This is a genomic window from Streptomyces sp. NPDC048424, assembly GCF_040651555.1.
Lineage (GTDB): Bacteria > Actinomycetota > Actinomycetes > Streptomycetales > Streptomycetaceae > Streptomyces.
On record NZ_JBEZKE010000005.1, the window covers coordinates 67238 to 91707 of the forward strand.

Sequence of the window (24470 nt, forward strand, 5' to 3'; positions counted from 1 at the left end):
GGCCGGGCTACGTCAGGTCGATGTGGACCTCGGTGGACTTCACCCGGGCCGTCACCGTCGCCCCGACCGTGATGCCGAGCTCCTCGACCGACTCCCTGGTCACCACGGACACCACCCGGTGCGGCCCCGACTGGATCTCCACCTGGGCCGCCACGTCGTCGAGCCGCACGGCGGTGACGATCCCGGCGAAGGAGTTGCGGACGGACGTGACGACCGTGCCCGACGGAAGGGGATGCAGCCCGGCGGCACGGTCCTTGGCGAAGGCGGCGAGGACCACCCCGTCGACGATCCGCGATCCGTCCGGGCCGCGGCCGGCCGGCAGCCGTCCCGTCTCGGCCCATCGGCGGACGGTCTCGGGGCTCACGCGCAGCAACTGGGCGGCCTGCCCCATGGAATACGACGGCACGCCCGCAGCATAGGGGGTCCCCGGCCGGTCCCGCCGGGCGGGAGGCGTCGGGGCACCCGGGCCGGCGAGCCCGGGTGCCCCGACGTGCACTTCCCTGCCGCCGGTCGCTAGCTCGCCTGCCGGCACTGGCCCGTCCGGGGGCCGGTGACGACCGTGCCCGTCTGCACCGGCTCCGGCTCGTTGCCCTCGCAGCGCAGCGCTCCGGTGACCCGGTTGGACCGGAACGCGGGGGCGCTCTCCCCGGCCCACAGGCCGCTGCCGCTGTTGCCGTCGATCCGCACCGGTCCGGTGACGGTGTTGGCCGAGGCCTGGAGACCGCCGGTGTTGCCCACGAGGCTCAGCGGCCCCTGGAAGGTGTTGCCGACGCAGCCCGTCGCCGCTTCCTGCGCGCCGATCAGCACCGGACCGGCCGTGCCCGTGACGGACACCGGGCCGGTCAGGCGCGAACCGCAGACGGTGACGGCGAGCGCTCCGTCGGCGGAGAAGGGACCCGTGACGCGGGCGTCCGAAAGGGCCAGGGACCCGCCCGGCGCCACCGTGACCGGGCCCGTCTGGCTGCCGCCGGAGGCGAAGCAGAGCGCCTCCCCGGCGCGCACGGTCAGGGCGCCGACGCGTGCGGTGGTGATGCAGGGCCGGCTGAATCCGACCGTGACCGGGGAAGGCGCGGCCGTCGCGGCCGGCGTGTGGCTCGCGTCGCCGCCGTACGCCGCGGTGATCGCGTGGGCGCCGGGCTGGAACGAGCCGGTGCGCAGCTGCGCCCGGCCCGCCTCCAGCGGCACGGTCGCCAGCGGGGTCGTCCCGTCGAAGAACGTGACCGTTCCACCCGGGGCGGCTGTCGCCGGACCGGCCGAGGTGGTGGTGGCGGTCAGGGTGACGGCGTGCCCGAAGAGCGGCGTGGCCGTGTCCGCGGCCACCGCGAGCGAGGCCCCGTACCGGAAGGAGACGACCGCCTTGCCGTTGCCGTGGTTGACCCCCTGGGCGAGGGTGATTCCGGTGGCGGAGGGCGCCGCGTAGCTGCTGCCCCCGCCGCCGCCGGCCCCGTAGAGGTCGCCGGGGCGACCGCCGCCGGAGCCGCCGCCGCCGGCGAAGTAGCCGCCACCGCCACCGCCGCCGCCGTTGCCACCGCCACCGCCGTTGCCACCGGAGCCGCCGCTGCCGGGATTGGGCAGGCTGCCGTACTGGTCGATGTCGCTGCCCGCGCCTCCCGGCGCGCCGACGGTGTTGTTGCGGGGTCCGCCCGCCCCGTGGGCGGACCGGGTTCCACCGCCGCCCGCGAGTCCGGAGCCCTCCGGGCCGCCGCCCTGGCCGCCGGGCTGCGCTTCGAGCCCGCCGCCGTGGCCGCCGTGCAGCAGCGGCCCGCCGTTGCCCGCGCCACCGCCGCCGCCGGCCACCAGGACCCGATCGGCGCCGCCGAAGGCGCCCGTACGCAGATCGCTCGCGCCGCCGCCGGAACCACCGCCGCCGTGGGCGCCGCCGCCGGAGCCGTGGCCGCGGCCGCCCGGCCGGGCGAACTCGCCGTGCCGGGAGGTACCCGAGCTGCCGACTCCGCCGACGGTGATCTGGAGGCTCTGGCCCGGGGTGACGGCCAGGTCCGCGCGGGTCTGACCGCCCAGCCCGCCGGGTGCGCCGTCGTTCGGCGGGCTGGGGAGGACGAAGCCGGCCGCGCTGCCGCCCTCGGCGCCGAAGAGATCGGCCGTCACCGCGGTCACCCCGGCCGGGACGGTGAAGGTGTCGGTGCCGACGGCGGTGTAGGCGCAACTGGGCGGCGCGGCGGTGAAGACGCCGCCCGCGCCGCAGGGGCCGGCGGCGGCCGGAGCCGCCGGATCGGCCGTCGCGGGCAGGGGTGCCAGCGCGGCGGCCAGCAGACCGGCCGCGGCGGCGGCCTTCAGGATCTTCGATCGGTACATGCTCAAGAGGGTTCCAAACGAGGGTATTTGGGAGACGGGTGTGCAGGACCGCAGCCGGCCACGACCGCAGCCGGCTGCGGCGGTCGCGCTACGGGCGACTCAGACGCCGTCGTTCGCGCACAGCGCCCACACGTCGGAGTAGGTGTTCGGGGAACTGGGTGCCCCGGTGTGGGTGAAGGCCGACCAGTACGAGGCCGTGGTGGCCCCGTCCGCGACCGGGTTGCCCCCGGAGTCGCTGGGGTAGCTGCCGTTGAGGTGGTCGCCCTGGGAGCCCGGACCGGTGAAGTTCGTGCTCGTGACGCCGCCGCCGCTGATGGCGGCACCGCCGCTGACCAGCTTGCCGTCGTTCTGGCCGCAGCCGACGGTCACGGTCGCGCCGCTGGTGCCGGCGGTGGGGCCGCTGACCTCGGAGAAGCGCACCTTGACGGTCGTGCCGCTGATGTTGATGTTGTTGCCGCTGCAGATGGCGCACGCGTACGTGGTGTTGCCGCTGTCACCGCCGCCGCCGTTCCAGCCCACGGCGCTCCAGGAGTCGGGGTTGGTCTCACCGTCGGACGCGGCCTTCTGGCCGAAGGCGTGGGCGGAATCGTTGAAGGTGGGGAAGCCGGCGATCGGCTTGAGACTGCCGACGACGGCAGGGGTGATGCGGGCTCCGCCGCCGAGCAGCCGGGTGTTGGCCGGGCAGGTCGCGGTGACGAGGCCCACCGTGGAGCCGGTGGTGGGTCCGGCGACCTTGTTCATCACCACCTGGGTGTGGTTGATCAGGCTGCTGCTGAAGCACATCGCGTACGGGGTGCTGGAGAAGGAGGCGTTGACCGCGCCACCGCTGCCGCCGATGCCCAGCCAGTACGTCACGTCCGTACCGACGACCCCGGTGGAGCCGGTGTACTCGGTGCTGCCGTCGGGGCTCGGCGAGGTGCCGTTGATCTTGTTGCCGTTCGACGAAGTGCCGGTGCCGATGGCCTGGTTGATGCCGCCGCCGGAGATCAGGCCGCTGCTGCAGGCGGCGTTGGTCGTGATCTCGGAGAAGGCGGAGCCGGGACCCGCGGTGGCCCCGGGGGTCTTCACGGTCACGCCGACCGTGTTGGCGTACGCGATTCCCGGTATGGCCAGGGCCAGCAGGGCGCCCACGACCAGCGCCTTCCCAGCGGCGGGGCGCCGCAGAAGCATGTTCCTCAGGTTCGTCATCGGAAAAGTCCCTTTCGGGGTGGGTCTCGGCTTGGAGGCGGCCCGGGACGCACGGAGGTGTCGCGTGCGGGCGGGGCCGTGGGGAGCGCCAGGGGCACCCCTGCGAGCGCGGCGGCGAAGGGGGTGGGGAAGCCGGGCGGACCAGGTCGTGGACCGCCGTGAGCTGACGGGCGTGCGGATTGCGCCTGCGGAATGTATCAGTCGGATAAGCCTGCAAGTGAGGCGGATTCCTGGAATTCACCTGGCAATTGCGGTACTCGCCAGTAGTGGTGTCCGGGGCGTGCGGGAGCACGGCGGCAGCGAGCCGAGAAGGTGGGAGGCCGCGAGGGCAAAGAAAAAGGCAAGGAGGTCAAACCACTCCTTGCCACTCTCAACTTATAGCGCACCAGGGGGCTTGCGGCAAGGCCCCCGCCGTGGGGCAGACTTCGCGGACCGAGCTCCGACCTGCAGAAACGGGAGATCCACCACGTGTGTGTGCTGTTGTCGCGTTGTCCGTCGTACGACCTCGGATCGGAGCTGATGCCGTGAACTCCCTGACCACAACCAGCGCGTTCGACCTTCCCGAGCGCCTCTCCGGCAAGGCCGACGCGGCGCTGATCGACCGCGACGAGCAGCACTTCGCGGCCATCTCGGAGAGCCTCGCCGAGTCGATCGCCGAGCTGTCCGACCGCCTGGAGGCCGCGCGCAAGGCACCCGGCGGCATCGGCCGCGAGGCGATGGACCGGGACGCGGAGATCCACCGCCTGACCGGCCGTCTGCGCACCTTGCGCCGCTTCGGCCTGGACCTGTGCCTGGGGCACGTCGTCGGCGCGGACGACGCCGAGCCCGTGTACATCGGGCGCCTCGGCCTCACCGACAGCACCGGGCACCGGCTGCTCGTCGACTGGCGTTCCCCCGCGGCCGAGCCGTTCTTCGCGGCGACCCACGCGAACCCGATGGGTCTGGCGAGCCGCCGCAGGTACCGCTGGACCCGCGGCCGGATCAGCGACTACTGGGACGAGGTGTTCACCGCCGACGGGCTCGAAGGACACGCCGCGCTCGACGACCAGTCCGCCTTCATCGCCAGCCTGGGCACCAACCGCTCGCCGCGGATGCGCGACGTGCTCGCCACCATCCAGGCCGACCAGGACGCCGTCATCCGGGCGGGATCCCGCGGCGCCCTCGTCGTCGACGGCGGTCCGGGCACCGGCAAGACCGTCGTCGCCCTGCACCGGGCCGCGCACCTGCTCTACTCCGACCCCCGCCTCGGCCACCGCCGCGGTGGCGTGCTCTTCGTCGGTCCGCACGAGCCCTACCTGGCCTACGTCGCCGACGTCCTGCCCAGCCTCGGCGAGGAGGGCGTGCAGACCTGCACCCTGCGCGACCTCGTCACCGAAGGGGCCGCGGCCGGGGTCGAGACCGACGCGGACGCGGCCCGGCTGAAGTCGTCCGCCGGCCTGGTGAAGGCGATCGAGGCGGCCGTCCGCATCTACGAGGAGCCGCCCACCGAGGGGATGGAGGTCGAGACCCCCTGGTCCGACCTGTGGCTGAGCGCCGACGACTGGGCGGTGGCGTTCGACGCGGTGGAGTCCGGCACCCCGCACAACGAGGCGCACGACCAGATCCGGGAGGAACTGGCCACGATCCTCATGGACAAGGACGACAGCGACGCCCCGCCCCACCTGCTGCGGAGGGCGCTGCTCCAGGACCGGGAGCTGCTCAAGGCCCTCCACCGGGCATGGCCGATGATCGAGGCGACCGACCTCGTCGCGGACCTGTGGTCGGTCCCCGCCTACCTGCGCAAGTGCGCTCCCTGGCTCGGCCCCGACGAGGTGCGCGCGCTGCAGCGCACGGACAGCCACGCCTGGACGGTGTCCGACCTGCCGCTCCTGGACGCGGCCCGGCAGCGGCTCGGCGACGCGGAGGCCTCCGTACGCAAGCGCCGGCACGACGCGGCCGTCGCCGCCGAACGCGCGCGCCGGTCCGACGCCATCGACAGCCTGCTGCAGAACGTCGTGCTCGACGAGAGCGAGGGCGCGGTGGGGATGCTGCACGGAGCGGACCTGCAGGACACCCTGGTCGACGAGGGCGCGCTGTCGCGCACCGAACCGGACCTGCTGGCCGGCCCGTTCGCCCACATCGTCGTCGACGAGGCCCAGGAACTGACCGACGCGGAGTGGCAGATGCTGCTGCTGCGCTGCCCGTCCCGGAGCTTCACCATCGTCGGCGACCGTGCCCAGGCCCGCCAGGGGTTCACGGAGTCGTGGCGGGAACGGCTCGAGCGGGTCGGGCTCGACCGGATCGACGTGGCCTCCCTGAGCGTCAACTACCGCACGCCGGAAGAGGTCATGGCGTACGCCGAGCCTGCCATCCGGGCCGCGCTGCCGGACGCCAACGTGCCGACCTCCATCCGCAGCAGCGGGATTCCCGTCGCACACGGCTCCGTCACGGATCTGGACTCGGTCCTCGACACCTGGCTCGCCTCGAACGCCGAGGGGGTCGCCTGTGTCATCGCCACCGGTGACGTCGGCATCGGCACGGTCCGGCCGACGTCGCGCGTCCGGTCGCTGACGCCGGAACTGACGAAGGGGCTCGAATTCGACCTCGTCGTCCTCATCGACCCGCAGACGTTCGGCGAGGGCGTCGAGGGAGCCGTCAGCCGCTACGTCGCGATGACCCGCGCGACCCAGCAGCTCGTCATCCTCACGAGCGCCTAGGCCGTCCTCCGGAAGGACGGGCCGCCGGGGGCGCGGGCGGCCCGTCCACGGCCCCCGTGGCGGGTCAGCGGCCGGGTGCCATGTCGTAGGTGACCCACATGGTGCGGGTGGCCACCTGGTCGTACTTCGACCGCGCGCGGTGGTTGTCGTCCGCGGTGATCCAGCGGACCACGCTCCAGCCGCGCTCGGCCGCGAGCTCGCGCAGGGCGCCGAGCAGCCGGTCGGCGGCGCCCGAGCCGCGGTGCTCGGGCGCCACGAACAGGTCGTCGAGGAAGCAGCCGACCGTCGCGGAGAGCGGCCGGGCGAACGGGCGGTAGTGGGCGAGGCCGAGGAGGCGGCCGGAGGCGTCCTCGGCGACCAGGGCGCCGACCTCGTGGCCGGGGTCGGTCACCCAGGACCACACGGTGGCGGCGGCCTCCTCGGTCTGCTCCACCTCGTAGAAGTCGGCGTACCCGCGGTAGAGGGTGCGCCACTGGGCGAAGTCCTCGGCCCGTACGGCACGCACGTTGATGTCGGACATGTGACGGGGCTCCCGTGATCGAAGGAAGGCGGTGGGAGGAGGAGCGCACGCGCTCCTCCTCCGGGTGCAGGGAACCGATCATGCGGGAGCCGGGCGGCGGGGTCAGGTGCCGGGATGGAGCAAGACGGGCCGCCGGGGCGCCACCGTGGACGGGTGGCCCACCACACCGGGCTGTCGGACGCCGTACGCAGAGGACCCGGCGGCGCGCGGGTCAGGCGGGGGGCTGGACGATGTTGACCATCCAGATGATGCCGAACCGGTCCGTGCACATGCCGAAGACGTCGCCCCACATCTGCTTCTCCAGCGGGACCGTGACCGTGCCGCCGTCGGAGAGCTTGGACCAGTAGCCGCGCAGTTCGTCGGCCTCGTCACCGCTCACGCTCACCGAGATGTTGTTCCCGGGCTTGTTCTCCGATCCCGGCGGGTTGTCGGCGCCCATGAGCGTGAAGCCGTTGTCGGTCTCGAGCATGCTGTGCATGATCATGTCGTCGGAGCCCCCGGCCTCCTTCCCGCTGCCGAAGTCACCGTACGTGTTCACCGTCAGGGTGCCGCCGAAGACCCCCTTGTAGAAATCCATGGCCTGCCGGGCGTTGCCGTTGAAGCTGATGTATGGATTGAGGCGAGAAGGCACGGGATTTCCCCTTCGCTAAGATGCGGCAGTTTTTTGCCAGATTAGGCGAATCCCCACCGATGGCACGGCCCGACTCCCCGGCCCCTGCGGCACCCCGTTCGTGAAAACAGATCCCATTGCCGACTGGGAGGGCCCTGCGGCCCGCACCGCGCAATCACTGCGGCATCCGCATAATGGGTGGAGGTATCGACGGGCGGAAGGGGTCGTCTCGTGCCATCGGCTCGGCCGGGGGGCGAGAAGGCTCACGGCCCGTTCTGGTCCGAGCCGGGGACGCTGCTGGAGCACGTGCGCGTGGCCGTCTTCGGCATCGACGACCGCGGCCTCGTCTGCTACTGGGGGCCCGGCGCGGGAGAGCTCTTCGGGTACGACTCCGCCGCCATCCTCTCGAAGCCCGCCGCGCTCCTCTTCGCCGACGAGATCCGGGGCGAATCCGCCTCCGGAGCCCGGCTGGCGGAGAACGGCCGGACCCTCGGGTACTGGAGGGGCCAGCTGGCGGCGCGGCACCGCGACGGCACGGCCTTCGACTGCGGCTTCCGGGTCTTCCCCGTCACCGGAGCCGGCAGCAGTCCGGTCGTGATGGGCCTGGCGAGCCGCAGCGACGAGCTCGACCGCGTCAAGACCAACCTCGCCTTCCTCGACGCCCTCTTCGAGACCTGCCCGATCGGTCTGGTCATGCTCGACCCGGACCTCCGGTACGTCCACCTCAACCAGGTGCTCGCCGACATGGACGGCCTGCCGATCGAGGCGCACCTCGGGCGCCGCATGGACGAGATCATGATCATGTCCGACGGGGGCGAGTACGAGCGCATGCTCCGCGCCGTCGCCCAGGGCGGCGAACCGGTCGTCGGGGCGCTGGTGGGCACGCGCCCGCAGGGGCATCCGGACCGCGACCAGGTGCGGTCGGTGAGCTTCTTCCCCCTGAGCGAGGCGGTCGGCTCGCGCCCCGGGGTGGGCGGACTGATGGTCGACGTGACGGACCGGGAACAGGCCATCCTGGAAGCCACCGCCAGCCGCCGGCGCCTCGCCCTGCTGGACGGGGCCTCCACACGCATCGGGACCACCCTCGACGTGAACCAGACGGCCCAGGAACTGGTCGACGCGTCGATGCCGGACTTCTGCGACGGCGCCGTGGTCGAGGTCGTGGAATGGATGGACGAGTCCGAGGACTTCGACCCGGCGCGGCCGCTGTACACCCGCAGGATCGCCTCCGGGACGATCCTCCCCGGGCCGGCGGTCGAGCTCGTCAGCGGGGTGGACAAGGTCCAGTACCCGCCCGGCTCCGTCATGCACGACATGCTGGGCACCGGACGCGCCGTGTCCGCCGTGGTCGACGAGGATTTCCTGGCCCGGACCGTCGCCATCGAGTCGCGCGCACGCCTCTTCACCGACAGCGGGGTGGCGGGGGTCCTCGTCGCCCCGCTCATCGCGCGGGGCACCGTACAGGGCATCGCCATGTTCGGCCGGTCCGCCAGCCGGCCGGCCTTCACCCAGGACGACGTCAACCTCGCCGGCGAGCTCGCCTCGCGCGCCGCGATCTGCCTCGACAACGCCCGTCTGTACTCCCGCGTCCAGGACATCGCGCTCACCCTGCAGCGGGCGCTGTTGCCCACCGCCCTGGCGAGCAGCCCGTACGTGGACGTGGCCCACCGGTACGTGCCCGGCAGCCGGATCACCGAGGTCGGCGGAGACTGGTACGACGTGATCAACCTGTCCGACGGGCGGGTGGCGCTCGTGGTGGGCGACGTGATGGGGCACGGGGTGACGGCCGCGGCCGCCATGGGCCGCCTCCGCATCACCACCCAGGCCCTGTCCCGGCACGACAGCGAGCCCGACGACCTCCTCACCGAACTCGACGCATGCGCCCAGGAGAGCGGCATCGAGCTCGCGACGTGCCTGTACATCGTCTACGACCCGCGGAGCGGACGCGCCCGCATCGCCAACGCCGGCCACCCCCCACCCCTGGTGCTCCACCCGGACGGCACCGTGGAGACCATCGGCGAGGTCCTCGGCGTCCCGCTCGGCATCGGCGGCTGCCCCTTCCGGGCGACCGAGGTCGAACTGCCGAAGGACGCGATCCTCGTCCTCTACACCGACGGCCTCATCGAAGCGCGCGGCCGGGACATCGAGGCCGGGCTGGACGCGCTGCGCACCGAACTGGCCAAGGGGCACGGCTCGTTGGAGGAGAGGGCGGACCGCGCCCTCGCCGGGCTGCTGTCCGCCCCGCCGACCGACGACACCGTCCTCGTCCTCGCCCGGGTCCACCGCACGCCGTGAACGCGGACTACGATCATGTGACGGCAGGAGCGGCCCCCGCACAAGCGCGGCAGCCGCGGCGGGGCTGCCGTGCCGCACGGCCGAGGAGACTTCTCTTGTCCGACGAGATCACGCGCTGGTTATCCGCGCACGCACTGCCCCTCACCACCCTGTCCGCCGGCGAACCGTACGAGGAACTCCAGCCGTTGCACGAGGTCCTGAAGGATGCGCGCGTCGTCGGACTCGGTGAATCCACGCACGGCACACGGGAGTTCTTCCTGCTCAAACACCGGCTGCTGGAATTCCTGGTCCGCGAGATGGGGTTCAGGGCGCTGGCGATGGAGGCCAGCGAATCGGCGGCCCTGGCCGTGGACGCCTACGTGGCGGGCGGCGAGGGCGATGCCGGGCGGCTGGTCGCCCGGCTGGACTTCTGGACCTGGCGGACCCGCGAGATCCTCGCGATGGTCGAGTGGATGCGGGAACACAACCGCACGGTCCCGGCCGCCGAGCGGGTGCGCTTCGTCGGCATCGACCCGCAGCGCTGCGCGGACTCCGCCGCCGCGGTCGCCGCCTTCCTGGAGCAGGCCGCGCCCGCGACCGCCGAGTCCGTACGGGAGAGCCTGCGCGTGCTCGCCGCCTCCCGGCCCGGGGAGCGGCCGGACCCGGCCCGGCGCCTGTACGAGGAGGCCGGTGAGCTGGCCGGCTTCCTGGAGGAGCACCGGGCGGGCCTCGCCGCCCGCACGAGTTCCGAGGCAGTCGAGGACGCGATCCGGCACGCGCGGATCCTGGTCCGCTGCGCCGATCTGATCACCCGGCCCCTGGAGCCGAACCCCGGCGAGGAGAGCCTGTACGCCGTCCGGGACCGCCACATGGCCGGGGCGGTCGACGCGCTGGTGGACGGCACCGGCGACCGTGTCGCCGTATGGGGGCACAACGGGCACGTCGCGAAGGGCACGTACGGGGCCGGGGTGCCCGCGCTCGGGAGCCTGCTGCGCCGTCGCCACGGCGAGGCCTACTACGCACTCGGCCTGCTCTTCGGGAAGGGCCGGTTCCGGGCCCGGCGGGGCACCGGCACCACCGCCCCGGCGGTCGGCCACCGGATCGGCGGCGCCGGCCGCTCGGTCGAGGCCCGGCTGGCGTCCGCCGTACCGGGCGACTACCTGGTCGACCTGCGGGGCGGGGAGGCACAGGCGGCGCCCGCCGTGCGGGAATGGCTGCGCGGGCCCGGCCTCCAGCGCAGCTTCGGCGCCAACGTCCCCCGGTTCACCTACCGCTTCCACCTCGCACCGCTCGTACCCGCCCAGGATTACGACGGCCTCGCCTTCGTGGCGAAGTCGACCTGCTCCCGCCCCCTGGCGTGATCCCACGCCGGGAGGGGCAGCGCCCACGCGTCAACGGCACACACACCAGGAGGTTCTCCATGACCGGCTCGGCCCGTCACCAGCTGTTCTCCTACGGCACGCTGCAGTTCCGCGAGGTCCAGCTCGCGCGGTTCGGCAGGCTGCTCGAAGGGACGCCCGACGCACTGCCGGGATACCGGATGACCTACATCGAGATCACCGACCCCGAGGTGATCGCGGCCAGCGGAACCGACCGCCATCCCCTGGTGGTTGCCTCGTCCGACGACGGCGAGGCCGTCGACGGCACCGTCTTCGCGATCACCGACGAAGAGCTGGCATCGGCGGACGACTACGAGGTCGACGACTACGCCAGGACCCAGGTCGTCCTGCGCTCGGGCACGAAGGCATGGGCCTACCTGGAGGCGCCGGTCACCTCCGCCTGATCCGGCCGCCCGACGGTCGCTGCTCCACCGTGCTCGCGGCCGACCGCGTCGCCCCTGTCAGTGGTGTGCGTCACAGTTGAGGGAAGTGGCAGCACGTACCCCGCGTCCGAGGTGATCTCCATGAGGTACGCGATCCGGGCCGAAGGTCTGGCGAAGCGGTTCAAGCAGACCCGTGCGCTGGCCGGTGTGGATCTCCAGGTGCCGGCCGGCAGCGTCCTCGGCCTGCTCGGTCCCAACGGTGCGGGCAAGACGACCGCCGTCCGCATCTTCGCCACCCTCCTGCAGCCGGACGCCGGGCGCGCGGAGGTCGGTGGGTTCGACGTCGTGCGGCAGGCGGGCCGGGTCCGTCCGCTGATCGGGCTGACGGGCCAGTACGCCGCCGTGGACGAGAACCTGACCGGCACGGAGAACCTGCTGATGATCGGGCGGCTGCTCGGCCTGCCGCGCGGCCCGGCCCGGGCCCGGTCGGCGGAACTGCTCGGCCGCTTCCAGCTGAGCGACGCGGCGGGACGGGCCGCCAAGACGTACTCGGGCGGCATGCGACGACGTCTCGACCTCGCGGCCAGCCTGGTGGGGCGGCCCCGGATCCTCTTCCTGGACGAGCCGACCACCGGACTCGATCCGCACAGCCGGGGTGAGGTCTGGGACATGCTGCGCACCCTGGTCGCGGAGGGGGTGACGGTCCTGCTGACCACGCAGTATCTGGACGAGGCGGACCGGCTGGCCGACAGCATCGTGGTGATCGACAAGGGCCGGGTGATCGCCAACGGGACGCCCGACGGGCTGAAGTCGCAGGTCGGCGGCCAGGTGCTGCAGCTACGGCCGGCCCACGCCGCCGACCTCGGCACGGCGCTCGCCCTGCTCACCGAGGAAGCGGGGCCCCAGGCCAAGATCGAGGGCGACGAGATCACCGTGCCCGTCAAGGACCCGGAGCATGCCGAGCGTGGTGCGCCGGCTGGACCAGGCGGGCATCGCCGTGGCCGAGCTGACCCTGCGGCGCTCGTCCCTCGACGAGGTGTTCATGGTCCTGACGGGCCACCGGGCCGAGCCGGAGTCCGAGGAGGGCGAGGGCGACGACGAGCAGTACGCGGCAGCGGAGAGCCTGTCATGACCACCGCCTCCACCCCCCTGACCGACACCCGCGGCGGCAGCGGCCGGGTGCACCCCCTGGCGGCCCTGCGGCAGACGGGGACGCTGGCGTGGCGCAGCCTGGTCTCCGTCAAGCACAACCCGCTGGAACTCGTCGACTACAGCATTTCGCCGATCATGTTCGTGTTCCTGTTCACCTACGTCTTCGGCGGACAGATGGCCGGATCCCCGCAGGCGTACCTCCAGTACGCGCTCGCCGGGATCATCGTCCAGAACACGCTCTTCATGAGCACGTACACCGCCATGGCCTTGAACACCGACCTCACCAAGGGCGTCTTCGACCGCCTGCGCAGTCTGCCCATCGCCCGCGGGGCGCCGCTGTTCGGCCGCATCACGGCCGACCTGGCCAAACAGCTCTGGGCGATGCTCCTGATGCTCGGCCTCGGCGCCCTGCTGGGCTTCGAGGTCACCGGCGGCGCCGCGGGCTTCTTCGGCGGGCTCCTGCTGCTGCTGACCTTCGCCGCCGCCGTCGCGTGGACGGCGGTACTGATCGGGATGCTGGCCGGCGACGCGGAGAAGGTGCAGGTCTTCGCCTTCACGCTGATCTTCCCGATCACCTTCACGAGCAGCGCGTTCGTGGAGGTCGACACGATGCCCGGCTGGCTCCAGACCTGGGCGGACGTCAACCCCGTCACCCAGCTGTCGGACGCCTTCCGGGGCCTGCTGCTCGGCACCCCGGCAGGCGAGGCGATCATGTGGTCCCTGATCTGGGCCGCGGGCATCGCCCTGGTCTTCATGCCCCTCGGCATGCGCGCGTACCGGTCCAGGGCCTGAGGCCGCGGGCCCCGGCCCGCGGGCCCGCCCGGTGGGTCCGGGCTCAGCTCGGGGCCGGGGCCAGCACCACGAAGTCCGCGTTCGACGGGTCGAGGCAGACGGCGAGCCGGCCGACGCCCTCGGCGTCCTCCGGGCCCATCTGGACGCTGCCACCGTTCCCGGTGACCCTGGCGACCGCGGCGTCGCAGTCGTCGACGGCGAAGACCGGGTGCCAGTACGGCCGCCCGCCCGTCAGGGCGAGGTGCTCCTCGGGCAGCTCCATGAGGCCGCCGTGCATGCGCTCCTCGGGAAGTCCGGCGGGGGTGATGAGGGCGTACGTGCCCCCGCCGCCCGGCAGCGGCATGTCGCTGAACCGCCAGCCGAAGAGACCGCCGTAGAACTCCTTGGCGGCCGAGGCGTCGCTCGTGTACAGCTCCGTCCAGGACAGTGAGCCCGGCTCGTCCACCAGCTGGACCCCGCTGTCCTTGCCCGGCTGCCACACGGCGAACTGGCCCCCCAGCGGGTCGTCGTACTGCGCCATCCGCCCCCACTCGTCGAGGTCCCTCGGCGGCACGCGCACCGTGCCGCCGGCGCGCTCCACGGCCGCGGTCGTGGCGTCCGCGTCGGCGACGCTGTAGTAGATCATCCAGGCCGAGCGCGCTCCCTCCTCGGTGAGCTTGCCGAGCCCGGCGACGATCTTGCCGTCCTTCCGGAACATCCCGCCCTCCATCTCCTCGCTCTCGCCCATGGACTCGTAGTCCCACCCGAGCACGGCGCCGTAGAAGGCCGCGGCGGCGGGGACGTCGGGAGCGCCGAGGTCGATCCAGCAGGGGGAGCCGGGGACGAAGTCGGTGGTGATCATGGTCGATCCCTTTCGCTACTGGAGCTCGGACAGGTCGACCGAGTCGGCGGGGGCGGGGGGCTTGGGTCGGACGGGCTCGTCGAAGGCGGAGAAGGAGGTCTCCACCTTCTCGCCGGAGTCGTCGGTGCCCTGGATGCGCAGGAGGTACGGCTGGTCCTCGGTGGAGACCTGGTAGCTGCCCTTCCGGTCGTCCTGCCGGCTGTTGACCGTGATGGCCGGACGGCCGTCGACGGTGGTGCGCGCGCCCTTGTCGAGCTGTTCGTTCGCCGGTTTCGAGGCGAACTCCTTCTTGTAGAAGTCGAGGTCGCAGAATTCGGCGAAGTCGCTCAGCATCGGGCTGCTCGTGGTGCCGTGCAGGTAGCGGCCGTTGATGAGAGCGATGGCGTCGTCCGCCGTGCCCTCGGGCGCTTGGGCCCGCAGCAGTTTGTCGTCGAGCTTCATCCACACGTCGTCGCCGCGTTTGACGACGTCGGCCGTGCCGGAATTGCCGGGAGGGGTGACGGTGCCCACGCAGTTGCCCCACGCGTCGAACCGGAGGTCCAGAGCGGTGGTGCCCGACCCGTCGGTCACCTTGGCCGCCATGCGCATGGACGTGAGCCCGGACATGGCCTCGCGGGCGGCCGCGGCGATGGCCGGGGCGCTCTTGTCGGCGATGCCGTTGTCATCGGCTCCGGCGGCGCCCGTGCCAGGGCCCGCGAACATGATCAGAGTGATGGTTCCGGCGGCCGCACATCGGGCCGCTGCTGCCCGGGGTGCAGACATCGGGCATCACCTCCCTCTGCAGCGTAGGTCCGTGCGGCGGCGTGCGCAGTCCGGACGCGGTCCGGGCGGCCGTCGGCCTCTCGTGCCGGCCGCGCGATTGCTGCAGAGTGGGCGTCCGCACACCTCACGACCCAGGGAGTTCCGCCGTGGCCACGACCTCTGAGACACCGGGGACGGCGTCCGCCGACCGGCCTGCCGTCCGGATCGAGAGCGACGGCCCGGTCCGTACGGTGATCCTCAGCCGCCCCGGCGTCCGCAACGCGGTCGACGGCCCGACCGCGGCCCGACTCGCCGATGCCTTCCGGGCGTTCGAGGCGGACGAGGAGGCGTCCGTCGCCGTGTTGTGGGGCGAGGGCGGTACGTTCTGCGCGGGCGCCGACCTCAAGGCCGTCGGCACCGACCGTGGCAACCGGGTGCAGGCCGAGGGCGACGGGCCGATGGGCCCCACGCGGATGAGCCTGACCAAACCGGTGATCGCCGCGGTCAGCGGCCACGCGGTGGCGGGCGGGCTCGAACTGGCCCTGTGGTGCGACCTGCGGGTGGCCGAGGAGGACGCGACCTTCGGCGTGTTCTGCCGCCGCTGGGGCGTGCCGTTGATCGACGGCGGTACGGTGCGGCTGCCGCGCCTGATCGGCGAGAGCCGCGCGATGGACCTCATCCTCACCGGCCGCCCCGTGACCGCCGCCGAGGCGTACGGGATCGGCCTCGTGAACCGCCTCGTACCGCCCGGGGAAGCCCGCCGGGCGGCGGAGCGGCTGGCCCACGAGATCGCCGGGTTCCCACAGGTGTGCCTGCGGCACGACCGGCTCTCCGTACGGGAGCAGCACGGGCTGGGGGAGGCGCGAGCGCTGGCCGCCGAGTACCGGCACGGCCTCGTTCCGCTCGCCGCGGGGGAGACCCAGGCCGGCGCCGACAGGTTCGCGGGCGGCGCCGGGCGGCACGGCTCCTTCACCGGATGAGGCGCGCGGCCCCCGGGCACGCGGGGCACGGGACCCGCGTGCACGCCGAGGTGCGCGAGCTGGGCCGCGAGCTGGCCCTGGTGCCCGAGCTGGCCGGCACGCACGTCCGCAACGAGGTCGCGATCGTATTCGACTGGGAGAACTGGTGTGGCGCGAGGACGTGACGCTCACCGGCGCCCGACCCGAGCTCTTCTTCGACGGACCCGACTGGGACGACGACCGCCCGGCGGCCACGGTGCACACGCACGGCCGGGGGACCGCCCGCTACGTCGCGACCCCGGCACGATGCGGGCCTCGTCGACCGCGCACTGGCCGACGCGGGAGTCGCTCCCGTCCTGCCCGGCCTGCCCATTGGCGTCCAGGCGACGATCCGGCACGGCGCCGACCACGACGTCCTCATCCTGCTCAACCACACCGAGGACGAGCAGGAGGTGGCCCTGCCTGCCGAGCGCCGGGACCTGCTCGACGCCCACAGGCCCCTCGTCCGCCGGGCGACCCTCGCGCCGCGGGGCGTCGCCGTCCTCGGCAGCGGCGGCTGAGCGCCCCACCCACACGACCGCACCACCGCACCACCGCACCACCAGCCCACCGCTTGACCACGTACGTCCCACCCCCAGGCCTCACGGAGGACACAGTGAGAAGAGCCCTACTCCCCGCGATACTCGCCGCGGCGCTCGCCCTCGGAGCACTCGCCGCCTCCCCGACCGCCGCCTCCCCGACCGCCGCCTCCCCGACCGTCGCGTCCCCGACGGCCGGGACGACCGCCACGACCCCGGCCGCGGAGGCGTTGGCCGACTCGTGGACCGCGCCCCTCAGCACCCGCGGCCGCTACGTCGTCGATGCCGCGGGCAACCGCTTCAAGCTCAAGTCCGCGAACTGGCACGGCGCTCAGGGATCCTGGAACGGCTCCGGCGACATCAACGACCCGGCCAACCACCACGACGGTGAGAAGGGCGACCAGATGCCCCTCGGTCTGGACCGCGCGCCGATCGCGCGGATCCTCGCCGGATTCCACGAACTCGGCATCAACAGCATCCGGCTGCCGTTCTCGAACGAGATGCTGCACGACCAGCGCCCGGTCTCCGACGCCTCGGTCGCCGCCAACCCGAGCCTGCGCGGCAAGACCCCGCTCCAGGTCTTCGACGCCGTCATCGCGGCGACCACGTCCGAGGGCTTCGCGGTGATCCTCAACAACCACACCAACACCTCGCGCTTCTGCTGCGGTCTGGACGGCAACGAGCGCTGGAACACCAGCCAGTCCACCGCGCAGTGGGAGAACGACTGGCTCGACCTCGCCCGGCGCTACAAGGGCAACAAGCGCGTCGTCGGCGCCGACCTCTACAACGAGGTCCGCCGCACCGTCACCGACGACGCCAACTGGAACTGGGGCAACGGCCACGACTGGTGGGCCGCGTCCCAGCGCCTCGGAGACCGGCTCCTCACCGAGGCCAACCCCGACCTGCTGGTGATCGTCGAAGGCATCAACTGGCAGGGCATACCGGCCGACGGGCTGCCCCACGGGCGTCCCACGCTCGAACCGGTACGCACCCTCTCGCACACCCTCGTCGCCTCGAACAAGCTGGTGTACGCGGCGCACTTCTACGGCTACACCGGGCCGAACCACACCGGAGCGACGGGCATGGGCGAGACCCACGACCCGCGCTACCAGGAACTCTCCCGAGAGGACCTCTTCGCGACCCTGCAGCGGCAGGCGTTCTACGTCACGGCCGAATCCGGCCGCCACTTCACCGCACCCCTGTGGATCAGCGAGTTCGGCATCGGCAGCGACGAGACCAACCCGCAGGCCCGCGCCTGGTTCGGCAACCTCGTGGACTACCTGATCGCCAACGACACCGACTTCGCCTACTGGCCCCTGGTCGGGTGGACCGGACACGGCACCTGGTCGATCCTCAACTTCGATGCCTCGGGCCGCCGTTCCGGACTCCTCGACGGCGGCGACTGGCGTGCCGGCGACTGGAACCGGCTGGTCACCTCCCCGCAGAAGAGCGGCACGGTCGCCGTCTCCGACACCTGGGACATGCTCAACCTCGACCACGCCGACGCGGTCCAGTCGGCACGCGTACGGGCGCTCGGCGACTGGGACTCGGGCGCCCGCAAGGGGACCTGCCCCGACGGGCAGCGGCTCATCGGCCTGGCCCACCGTGACGGGCGCGGCCTGTGCACCGACGCCGGGGCCCCCGGCCTGCCGGCCACCGGCCCGGCGCCGACCGTCGTGAACGACGAACGCAACGTACAGCAGGGCGATTGGGCGGGCGGCTACACCAAGTACCAGTGCGGGCCGAACCAGTTCATGACCGGCTACAGCGTGCGCGGCCAGGCGGTCTCCGCGGTCCTGTGCGCCCAGGCGGTCCGGACGCTGGGGACGAACGGCCGAACCGTCTGGTTCGACCGCGGTGACAACCGGCCGGCCGCGGGCCCGGGCGGAGAGTTCGCGTACGGCAACCACAAGGGCCAGTGCGGCGCCGACGAGTACGCCGCGGGCATCGCCTTCACCGGGGCGTGGGCCAAGGGCAAGACTCCGGACGCCCTGCTGTGCCGCAAGCTGTGACCTCCGACGGCTGAAGGCTGACCGCACCGCGCACCCGGTGTTGCTCCGGGTGCCCGGTGCGGTCGCACCGTACGGTGGTTCCGTGACGGACCATGCGGCGGACGCGGTGAGCACGGAGATGGCCGCGGCCCAGCTCAAGGAACGGCTCTACGCGACGATCACCATGATCTCCGTGGTCATCGGGCTCGCCGGCAGCAGCCACGTCAGCGCCTTCGGAGCCGCGGCGACGATCGGGACCGCCTCGGTGGGCCTGTGGCTGGCCGCGCTGGTCGCCGACCAGCAGGCCCACCGCGTGACGCACGGAGCCCTCGCACGTGGACGGGAACTGCGCGCGATGCTCTTCGTCAGCAGCCCGCTGCTGCTGTCCGCGGTGGGCCCGCTCGCTCTGGTCGGCGCCTCGGCACTGGGGGTGATGGGCCTGGACACGGCGCTGCTCGTGGCGGCCGGGGTCAACGTCGCCACCCTGTTCGCGTGGGGGTGCTACGGAGGGATCCGGATGGGGGGCGGGACGGCCTTCGCGCTGCTCGCCGGCGGGATCGACGCGGCGATCGGCACGGCGGTCGCCTTGGTCAAGGCCGCTGCCGGGCACTGACGTCACCAGGACGCGTCCGCGGGAGGTGGTGCCGGCCGGCCGACACCACGAGGCGAACGGCGCGCAGGGCCTGGAGGTCCTCCAACGGGTTGCCGTCGACGACGAGGAGGTCGGCGCGGTAGCCGGGGCGGAGCAGGCCGGTGTCCTCCGCGAGGCCCAGAGCCTGCGCGGTCTCCGTCGTGGCGAGGTCGACGACCTCCGCCGGGGTGAAGCCGATGTGCTCGAAGAACTCCAGGCTGGAGACGAAGTCGTCGAAGACGGCCCGGGGGACCCCCGCGTCGGTACCGGCGATGAACCGTACGCCCCGCTCTCGCATCCAGCGCAGCCGGTCGAACATCTCCTCCGCGCGCTCCGGACCGAAGCGCCGGGCGAAGCCCCGCCAGTCGGGACTGGCCGCCGGGCAGACCCGGATGCCCCGGGCCACGATGGCGGCGACGAGTTCCTCCCGTACGTCGAACCCGTCCCGCCCCATCCACGTGCAGTGCTCGATCGTGGCCACGCCCGCGGCGACGGCCGCGGCGATCCCCTCGGTGCCGTGCGCGTGGGCTGCCACGGCCAGCCCGGCGGCGCTCGCCTCCGCCACCACGAGGCGCATCTCCTCGGGGGTGAACTGCGCCTGCCAGCTGGGAGGTCCGTCCTTGGTGATCCCCCCGCCGGTGGCCATCACCTTGATGACGTCGGCGCCGAGCTCCGCGTTGCGCCGGACGGCCGCCCGGATGCCGTCGGCCCCGTGGACCTCGCCGCCCAGGAACCAGCAGTGCCCTCGTTGTCCGGTCAGGGGCGTGCATGCGGCCAGGATGCGGGGACCGGGCCGCAGCCCGCCGGAGATCTCCGCGCGCAGCCGTACGGCCAGTGCGCCCCGGTCGCCGAGGTCGCGAACGGTGGTGACGCCCGAGCCCAGCAGCCGCGCCGCCCGGTCGGCCATGCCCAGGATCAGTTCGGCATCATCCGTCTCGCGCAGGCCGGCCACCGGATCGGGGCCGGCATCGAACGCGAGATGGACGTGGGCGTCGATGAGTCCGGGCAGCACGGTGGCGCCGGGGAACGCGAACCGGGGCAGGTGGCGCGGGGTACGGGCCTCGACGGCCGGCTCCGGGCCGACGGCGGTGATGGTCCCGCCTTGGACGAGTACGGCCCCGTCGGTCAGATGCCGGCCGCGAGGGCCCGTCACGATGCGTGCTGCCGAGATCAGGCAATCCATGGAGGTCTTCCTCGTTTACGGGGTGATGGCGTCGGCGAGCAGGACCAGCTGGCGTACGTCATCCTCCAGGCTGTCGCCGTTCGGCAGGGCGATCGGCACGGCCTGCGAGGGCGCCGGTTCCCCGGCCGCGAGGGCCGTCCGCAGATGCCGCGCGGCGGATTCGGTCGCGAGCTCGCTCGTCGTAGGGTCCTCTTCCGCTTAGGCCGCGAAGATCGCCCGGACAGGGCCTAGCCCGAGACGGCCTCGTCCCAGCCGCGGTTGACGGTCTCCCTGGCCTTCGCGGTCTGTCCCTCCGTCGGGAACGTCGGCGTGCCCTCGACCGTCGGCAGTTTCTCCGCGGCCGTCTTGTCGAGGGTGCCGTCCTTCTCCATGGCGTCCATCAGGACGGGGCGCGCGTAGGCGCCGAGCCGGAGGTTCTGGCCCTCCGGGCTGAAGACCCACTCCTGCCACAGGCGTGCCGCGGCGGGGTGCGGGGCGTCCTTGTTCACCCCGTTCGCGTAGTACTCGGCGAAGCTGCCGTCGAAGGGGATGGCGGTCCGCCAGTCGACGTCCGCGCCCTTCTCGCGGAACGCGTCGGCGTATCCGAGGTTGAGGAAGTCCCAGTCGATGCTGATCGGGGTCCGGCCCGTCTCGATCGTGGCCGGTGACGATGCGACCGGGATGAAGTTGCCGTTCTTGCGGAGCTCGGCGAAGAAGTCGATGCCGGGCTGGATGTTGTCGAAGGACCCGCCGTTCGCGAGGGCCGCCGCGTACACGCCGGCGAAGGCGGAGCCGGACTTGGTGGGGTCGCCGTTGAGCGCGACCTGGCCCTTGTACTCGGGCTTGCGCAGATCGGCGAAGGTCGAGGGGCAGGTCTTCACGCGCTTGGCGTCACAGCCGATCGACATGTAGCCGCCGTAGTTGTTGTACCAGCGGGCGTCCGGGTCCTTCTGGTCCTCGGGGATCTGGTCGAAGGCGGCGACCCGGTACGGGGCGAGCAGGCCCTGCCGGGCCGCGGACTGGGCGAACGAGCCCCCCACGTCGATCACGTCCGGGGCGCGGCCGCCGTCCCTGCGCTCCTTCAGGGCGTTGATCTCGTCCTGGCTGGTCCCCTCCGGGTTCTCCACCGTGACCTTGATCCCGTACTTCTTCTCGAAGCCGTCGATCAGCGCGCCGTAATTGGCCCAGTCGCGCGGGAGCGCGATCGCGTTGAGCGAGCCCTCCTTCTTCGCCGCCGCGGTCAGCGCCGCCATGCCGCCGGCGTCCGCGGCCGAGGTGGCCACCGCAGGCGCCCTGGGCCCGGCGACGGGCTTGTCTCCGCAAGCGCCGAGGGGCGCCGCCGAGAGGGCCAGGCAGGCGGCGACGAAGGCTGTCCGGAGACGGGATGCGGGCACAAAGGCTCCATAACGGGCGGTCGCGTACCGATCGAGCCCAGCGTACGTTCGACGGCCTCGGCAGCGCAGTCCCGAACGGTGGTGTCCGCCCTCTTCCCCGGTAGCCGCCGTAACGGCGGCTACCGGAACGCGTCGTCGTCCCACCCGGCCAGGAGCGCCTCGCCGAGATCCATCGCGGCCGGTGCGGCCCCGTCGTGGAGCGCCTGCTCGCTCCAGATGATCTTTCCGCGGGGGGTGTAGCGGGTGCCCCAGCGCTCGGCGAACTGCGCGACGAGGAACAGACCGCGGCCGCCCTCGTCGGTGTCCGCGGCGCGGCGCAGGTGCGGGGAGGTGCTGGACCCGTCGGAGACCTCGCAGACCAGGCAGCGGTCGTACAGCAGCCGCACCCGGATGGGCTCGGTGCCGTAGCGGACGGCGTTGGTCATCAGCTCGCTGAGGATGAGCTCCGTGGTGAAGGCGATGTCCTCCAGGCCCCACTCCGCCAGCCGGCGGGAGCAGGCGTTGCGCACCGGGGAGACCGCCGCGGGGTCGGGGGAGACGTCCCACTCGGCGATCCGCGAGGGGTCCAGCCGGCGGGTGCGGGCCACCAGCAGCGCGACGTCGTCGCTGGGCCTGGTGGGCAGCATCGCCTCGATCACGGCGCTGCACGTCTCCTCCGGGGTCCGGGCGGGCCCGGACAGGGCGGCGCGCAGGGCCGCCAGGCCCGCGTCCGGATCGAGGTCGCGGCTCTCGATCAGCCCGTCGGTGAAGAGCGCCAGCCGGGAGCCCTCGGGCAGGGTGAGCGTGGTGGTCTCGATGGGCATGCCCGCGCCCAGGCCCAGCGGCGGGGAGACCGGCACCTCGGGGAAGGACACGGTCCCGTCGGGGGCGACCAGCGCGGGGCCCGGATGCCCGGCGGTGGCGGCGGTCACCTGCCCCGAGACGGGGTCGTAGATGGCGCACAGGCAGGTGGCTCCGGTGATCCCCTGCCACTCCTGCTCGTCGGTGTCGATGTGGGCGACCAGCTCGTCCAGGTGGCTCAGGAGCTCGTCCGGGGGCAGGTCGAGGGTGGAGAAGTTGTACACGGCGGTGCGCAGCCGGCCCATGGTGGCGGCGGCGTGCAGACCGTGGCCGACGACGTCGCCGACCACCAGGGCCACCCGGGTGCCGGGCAGCGGGATGACGTCGAACCAGTCACCGCCCACCCCGGCCCGGGCGGCCAGATAGCGGTGCGCGACCTCGACGGCGGACTGCTCCGGCACGCCCCGGGGCAGCAGGCTGCGCTGCAGGGTGACGGCCATGTTGTGCTCGCGGGTGTAGCGGCGGGCGTTGTCGACGGACACGGCCGCCCGGGCGGTCAGCTCCTCGGCGAAGGACACGTCCTCCTCGTCGAACGGCGGGGAGTCCTGCCCCCGCCAGTAGCCGGCCATCCCCAGCACCACGCCCCGGGCCCGCAGGGGTACGACGATCAGCGAGTGGATGCCGCGGTCCAGGATCTGCCGGGCGTTGGCCTGGTGCTGGGCCCGCCAGCGGCGGGAGGCGCGCAGGTCGGCCTCCAGGACCGCACGGCCCTGGGCCAGCCCGGTGGCCATGGGCCCGGCGGGGGCGAACCGGATCAGCTCGCCGACGGGGGTGAGCGGGTGGTCGCCCCGCAGGCCGACGACGGCGGTGCGGCGCATCTCGGTGTTCGCCTCGGGCGGCTCCTCGCCGCGCAGCACCGGGTCCAGCAGGTCGACCGTGACCACGTCGGCGAAGCGCGGGACCGCCACCTCCGCCAGTTCCTCCGCGGTGCGCTCCACGTTCAGCGTCGTACCGACCTGCACCCCCGCGTCGTAGAGCAGCTTCAGCCGCTCCCGGGCCACCTCGGCCCTGCCCGACAGCGCCCGCAGCTCGGTGGTGTCCCGCAGGGTGACGACGGTTCCGGCCTTCCCGTAGGGGGCGGTGGGCCGGATGTTGATCGCCAGCAGCCGATCGGCCGCCATGTGCAGCTCGTCGGTCGCGGAACGGCCCGATGCGATCGGCTCGGCGATCGCCTCCTCCAGACCCAGGTCCGTGACGGGGCGGCCCTCCGCGTCCGCCGGCAGGTCCAGCAGGCGGCGCGCCTCGTCATTGGCCAGCAGCAGCCGTCCGCCGCCGCCGATGATCAGTACGCCCTCCCGCACCGCGTGCAGCACCGCGTCGTGGTGCTCGTACATGCTCGTCATCTCGGCCGGACCCAGGCCGTGGGTCCGGCGCAGCAGCCGACGGCTCACCAGAGCCGTCCCGCCCGCGCTCAGGATGAGCACGCCGGCCGCGGTCCCGAGGACGACCGGCAGCTGCCGGTTCACCATGCCCTGGACGTTCTGGACCGTGACCGGGGAGGAAACGACGGCGATGACGCGGCCGTCGGGGTCCTTGACGGGGACCACCGAGACCACCGACTGCCCCAGAGAGCCTTCGAACGTCTCGGTGAAGGACTTGCCGGCCGCCGCCTTGGAGAAGGGGCCGACGACGCGCCGCCCGATCTGCCGCGGGTCGCTGTGGGTGAGGGTGACCCCGTCGACCGTGTAGACGTTGATGCCGTCGACCCCGGCGACCTTCGCCGCCGCCTGGGCGCTCGGCTGCAGCACCGCGCTCGGGTGGGCGCTGTGCACGGCCGCGACGATGCCGGGTGATTCCGCGAAGGTTCCGGCGGCGGCGAGCGTACGGTGCCGGGCGTCCAGCATGGCGTCGCTCCGGGCCTGCACCACGAGCGCCGCCACCGCGGCGGCGACGAGGAGCACCACGACGGCCAGCTGGAGGAGGAACACCTCGCCGGCCACGCTGCGCACGCTCAGCAACGAGGACAGACGCTGTGGCCGCCGCGCTCCTCCCATGGGGGGCTGGACGCGCTCCGGCCGGAGGTCGG

20 protein-coding genes and 1 pseudogene are annotated in these 24470 nt (G+C 72.9%); 11 read left to right on the plus strand and 10 right to left on the minus strand.

Going from position 1 to position 24470, the window contains the following annotated elements; genetic code table 11:
• Window positions 1-7: 7 nt before the first annotated feature.
• The 3 genes from AB0D29_RS09000 to AB0D29_RS09010 form a co-directional block, all read right to left on the minus strand.
• Window positions 8-406 carry a TOBE domain-containing protein gene (locus AB0D29_RS09000; RefSeq protein WP_362852871.1) on the minus strand — a complete coding sequence of 133 codons (399 nt, stop codon included), beginning with the start codon at window positions 404-406 and terminating at the stop codon, window positions 8-10.
• Between the two features lie 107 nt (window positions 407-513).
• Entirely contained in the window at window positions 514-2313 is a 1800-nt protein-coding gene (locus tag AB0D29_RS09005) for an Ig-like domain-containing protein (protein WP_362852872.1), read from the minus strand.
• Window positions 2314-2412: 99 nt separating this feature from the next.
• Complete coding sequence (locus AB0D29_RS09010; protein ID WP_362852873.1) at window positions 2413-3501, minus strand: hypothetical protein; 1089 nt, start codon at window positions 3499-3501, stop codon at window positions 2413-2415.
• Between the two features lie 524 nt (window positions 3502-4025).
• On the opposite strand from AB0D29_RS09010, the gene helR reads away from it, so the two are divergent.
• Complete coding sequence (gene helR, locus AB0D29_RS09015; protein WP_362852874.1) at window positions 4026-6197, plus strand: RNA polymerase recycling motor ATPase HelR; 2172 nt, start codon at window positions 4026-4028, stop codon at window positions 6195-6197.
• 64 nt (window positions 6198-6261) lie between these two features.
• Here the strand turns inward: helR and AB0D29_RS09020 are convergent, their stop codons facing one another.
• A complete protein-coding gene (locus AB0D29_RS09020; protein ID WP_362852875.1) occupies window positions 6262-6717 on the minus strand; it encodes a GNAT family N-acetyltransferase in 456 nt (151 codons plus the stop codon).
• Between the two features lie 211 nt (window positions 6718-6928).
• Complete coding sequence (locus AB0D29_RS09025) at window positions 6929-7348, minus strand: VOC family protein (protein ID WP_362852876.1); 420 nt, start codon at window positions 7346-7348, stop codon at window positions 6929-6931.
• 210 nt (window positions 7349-7558) lie between these two features.
• Here AB0D29_RS09025 and AB0D29_RS09030 point away from each other — a divergent pair, with 210 nt between their 5' ends.
• The 5 genes and pseudogenes from AB0D29_RS09030 to AB0D29_RS09050 all read left to right on the plus strand — a co-directional run bounded on the left by AB0D29_RS09030 (window position 7559) and on the right by AB0D29_RS09050 (window position 13307).
• Window positions 7559-9622 (plus strand): SpoIIE family protein phosphatase, encoded by a 2064-nt coding sequence (locus tag AB0D29_RS09030; protein ID WP_362852877.1) that lies wholly within the window; start codon window positions 7559-7561, stop codon window positions 9620-9622.
• Window positions 9623-9717: 95 nt separating this feature from the next.
• Window positions 9718-10962, plus strand: coding sequence for an erythromycin esterase family protein (locus AB0D29_RS09035; protein WP_362852878.1), 1245 nt, complete (start codon window positions 9718-9720; stop codon window positions 10960-10962).
• Between the two features lie 59 nt (window positions 10963-11021).
• Window positions 11022-11384 (plus strand): gamma-glutamylcyclotransferase family protein, encoded by a 363-nt coding sequence (locus AB0D29_RS09040; RefSeq protein WP_362852879.1) that lies wholly within the window; start codon window positions 11022-11024, stop codon window positions 11382-11384.
• Between the two features lie 120 nt (window positions 11385-11504).
• A pseudogene (locus tag AB0D29_RS09045) lies at window positions 11505-12495 on the plus strand (ATP-binding cassette domain-containing protein).
• A complete protein-coding gene (locus AB0D29_RS09050; RefSeq protein ID WP_362852880.1) occupies window positions 12492-13307 on the plus strand; it encodes an ABC transporter permease in 816 nt (271 codons plus the stop codon). Before AB0D29_RS09045 ends, AB0D29_RS09050 begins: the two are co-directional and overlap by 4 nt.
• 43 nt (window positions 13308-13350) lie before the next feature.
• Here the strand turns inward: AB0D29_RS09050 and AB0D29_RS09055 are convergent, their stop codons facing one another.
• Together AB0D29_RS09055 and AB0D29_RS09060 are read right to left on the minus strand one after the other, a co-directional pair.
• Window positions 13351-14148: a VOC family protein gene (locus AB0D29_RS09055; RefSeq protein ID WP_362852881.1), complete on the minus strand. Its 798-nt coding sequence runs from the start codon at window positions 14146-14148 to the stop codon at window positions 13351-13353.
• Between the two features lie 15 nt (window positions 14149-14163).
• On the minus strand, window positions 14164-14850 hold the full coding sequence (locus tag AB0D29_RS09060; RefSeq protein WP_362852882.1) for a hypothetical protein: 687 nt from the start codon (window positions 14848-14850) through the stop codon (window positions 14164-14166).
• A 206-nt stretch (window positions 14851-15056) separates the two neighbouring features.
• Between AB0D29_RS09060 and AB0D29_RS09065 the strand changes: the two genes are divergently transcribed.
• From AB0D29_RS09065 to AB0D29_RS09085, 5 genes are all read left to right on the plus strand, one after another.
• Window positions 15057-15869 carry a crotonase/enoyl-CoA hydratase family protein gene (locus AB0D29_RS09065; RefSeq protein WP_362852883.1) on the plus strand — a complete coding sequence of 271 codons (813 nt, stop codon included), beginning with the start codon at window positions 15057-15059 and terminating at the stop codon, window positions 15867-15869.
• On the plus strand, window positions 15866-16033 hold the full coding sequence (locus tag AB0D29_RS09070; protein ID WP_362852884.1) for a hypothetical protein: 168 nt from the start codon (window positions 15866-15868) through the stop codon (window positions 16031-16033). Before AB0D29_RS09065 ends, AB0D29_RS09070 begins: the two co-directional genes overlap by 4 nt.
• Before the next feature lie 237 nt (window positions 16034-16270).
• Window positions 16271-16408: a Beta-galactosidase C-terminal domain gene (locus AB0D29_RS09075; RefSeq protein ID WP_362853117.1), complete on the plus strand. Its 138-nt coding sequence runs from the start codon at window positions 16271-16273 to the stop codon at window positions 16406-16408.
• A 95-nt stretch (window positions 16409-16503) separates the two neighbouring features.
• Window positions 16504-18438 carry a cellulase family glycosylhydrolase gene (locus AB0D29_RS09080; protein ID WP_362852885.1) on the plus strand — a complete coding sequence of 645 codons (1935 nt, stop codon included), beginning with the start codon at window positions 16504-16506 and terminating at the stop codon, window positions 18436-18438.
• Window positions 18439-18520: 82 nt separating this feature from the next.
• The gene (locus tag AB0D29_RS09085) at window positions 18521-19030 is read left to right on the plus strand and encodes a hypothetical protein (RefSeq protein ID WP_362852886.1); all 510 of its coding nucleotides are present in this window, start codon (window positions 18521-18523) and stop codon (window positions 19028-19030) included.
• On the opposite strand, the gene AB0D29_RS09090 is transcribed toward AB0D29_RS09085, so the two are convergent.
• The 3 genes from AB0D29_RS09090 to AB0D29_RS09100 form a co-directional block, all read right to left on the minus strand.
• A complete protein-coding gene (locus tag AB0D29_RS09090; protein WP_362852887.1) occupies window positions 19008-20231 on the minus strand; it encodes an amidohydrolase family protein in 1224 nt (407 codons plus the stop codon). The genes AB0D29_RS09085 and AB0D29_RS09090 overlap by 23 nt on opposite strands.
• A 227-nt stretch (window positions 20232-20458) precedes the next feature.
• Entirely contained in the window at window positions 20459-21604 is a 1146-nt protein-coding gene (locus AB0D29_RS09095; protein WP_362852888.1) for an extracellular solute-binding protein, read from the minus strand.
• 119 nt (window positions 21605-21723) lie between these two features.
• Complete coding sequence (locus tag AB0D29_RS09100; RefSeq protein ID WP_362853118.1) at window positions 21724-24438, minus strand: SpoIIE family protein phosphatase; 2715 nt, start codon at window positions 24436-24438, stop codon at window positions 21724-21726.
• Window positions 24439-24470: the final 32 nt, after the last annotated feature.

Excerpts from the sequence above, each read along its gene's own strand:
- AB0D29_RS09100 (WP_362853118.1), bottom strand. The coding sequence starts at position 24,438 with ATGGGAGGAGCGCGGCGGCCACAGCGTCTGTCCTCGTTGCTGAGCGTG.
- AB0D29_RS09060 (WP_362852882.1), bottom strand. The coding sequence starts at position 14,850 with ATGTTCGCGGGCCCTGGCACGGGCGCCGCCGGAGCCGATGACAACGGC.
- AB0D29_RS09050 (WP_362852880.1), top strand. The coding sequence starts at position 12,492 with ATGACCACCGCCTCCACCCCCCTGACCGACACCCGCGGCGGCAGCGGC.
- AB0D29_RS09040 (WP_362852879.1), top strand. The coding sequence starts at position 11,022 with ATGACCGGCTCGGCCCGTCACCAGCTGTTCTCCTACGGCACGCTGCAG.
- AB0D29_RS09005 (WP_362852872.1), bottom strand. The coding sequence starts at position 2,313 with ATGTACCGATCGAAGATCCTGAAGGCCGCCGCCGCGGCCGGTCTGCTG.
- AB0D29_RS09070 (WP_362852884.1), top strand. The coding sequence starts at position 15,866 with ATGAGGCGCGCGGCCCCCGGGCACGCGGGGCACGGGACCCGCGTGCAC.
- AB0D29_RS09010 (WP_362852873.1), bottom strand. The coding sequence starts at position 3,501 with ATGACGAACCTGAGGAACATGCTTCTGCGGCGCCCCGCCGCTGGGAAG.
- AB0D29_RS09055 (WP_362852881.1), bottom strand. The coding sequence starts at position 14,148 with ATGATCACCACCGACTTCGTCCCCGGCTCCCCCTGCTGGATCGACCTC.
- AB0D29_RS09020 (WP_362852875.1), bottom strand. The coding sequence starts at position 6,717 with ATGTCCGACATCAACGTGCGTGCCGTACGGGCCGAGGACTTCGCCCAG.
- AB0D29_RS09090 (WP_362852887.1), bottom strand. The coding sequence starts at position 20,231 with ATGGATTGCCTGATCTCGGCAGCACGCATCGTGACGGGCCCTCGCGGC.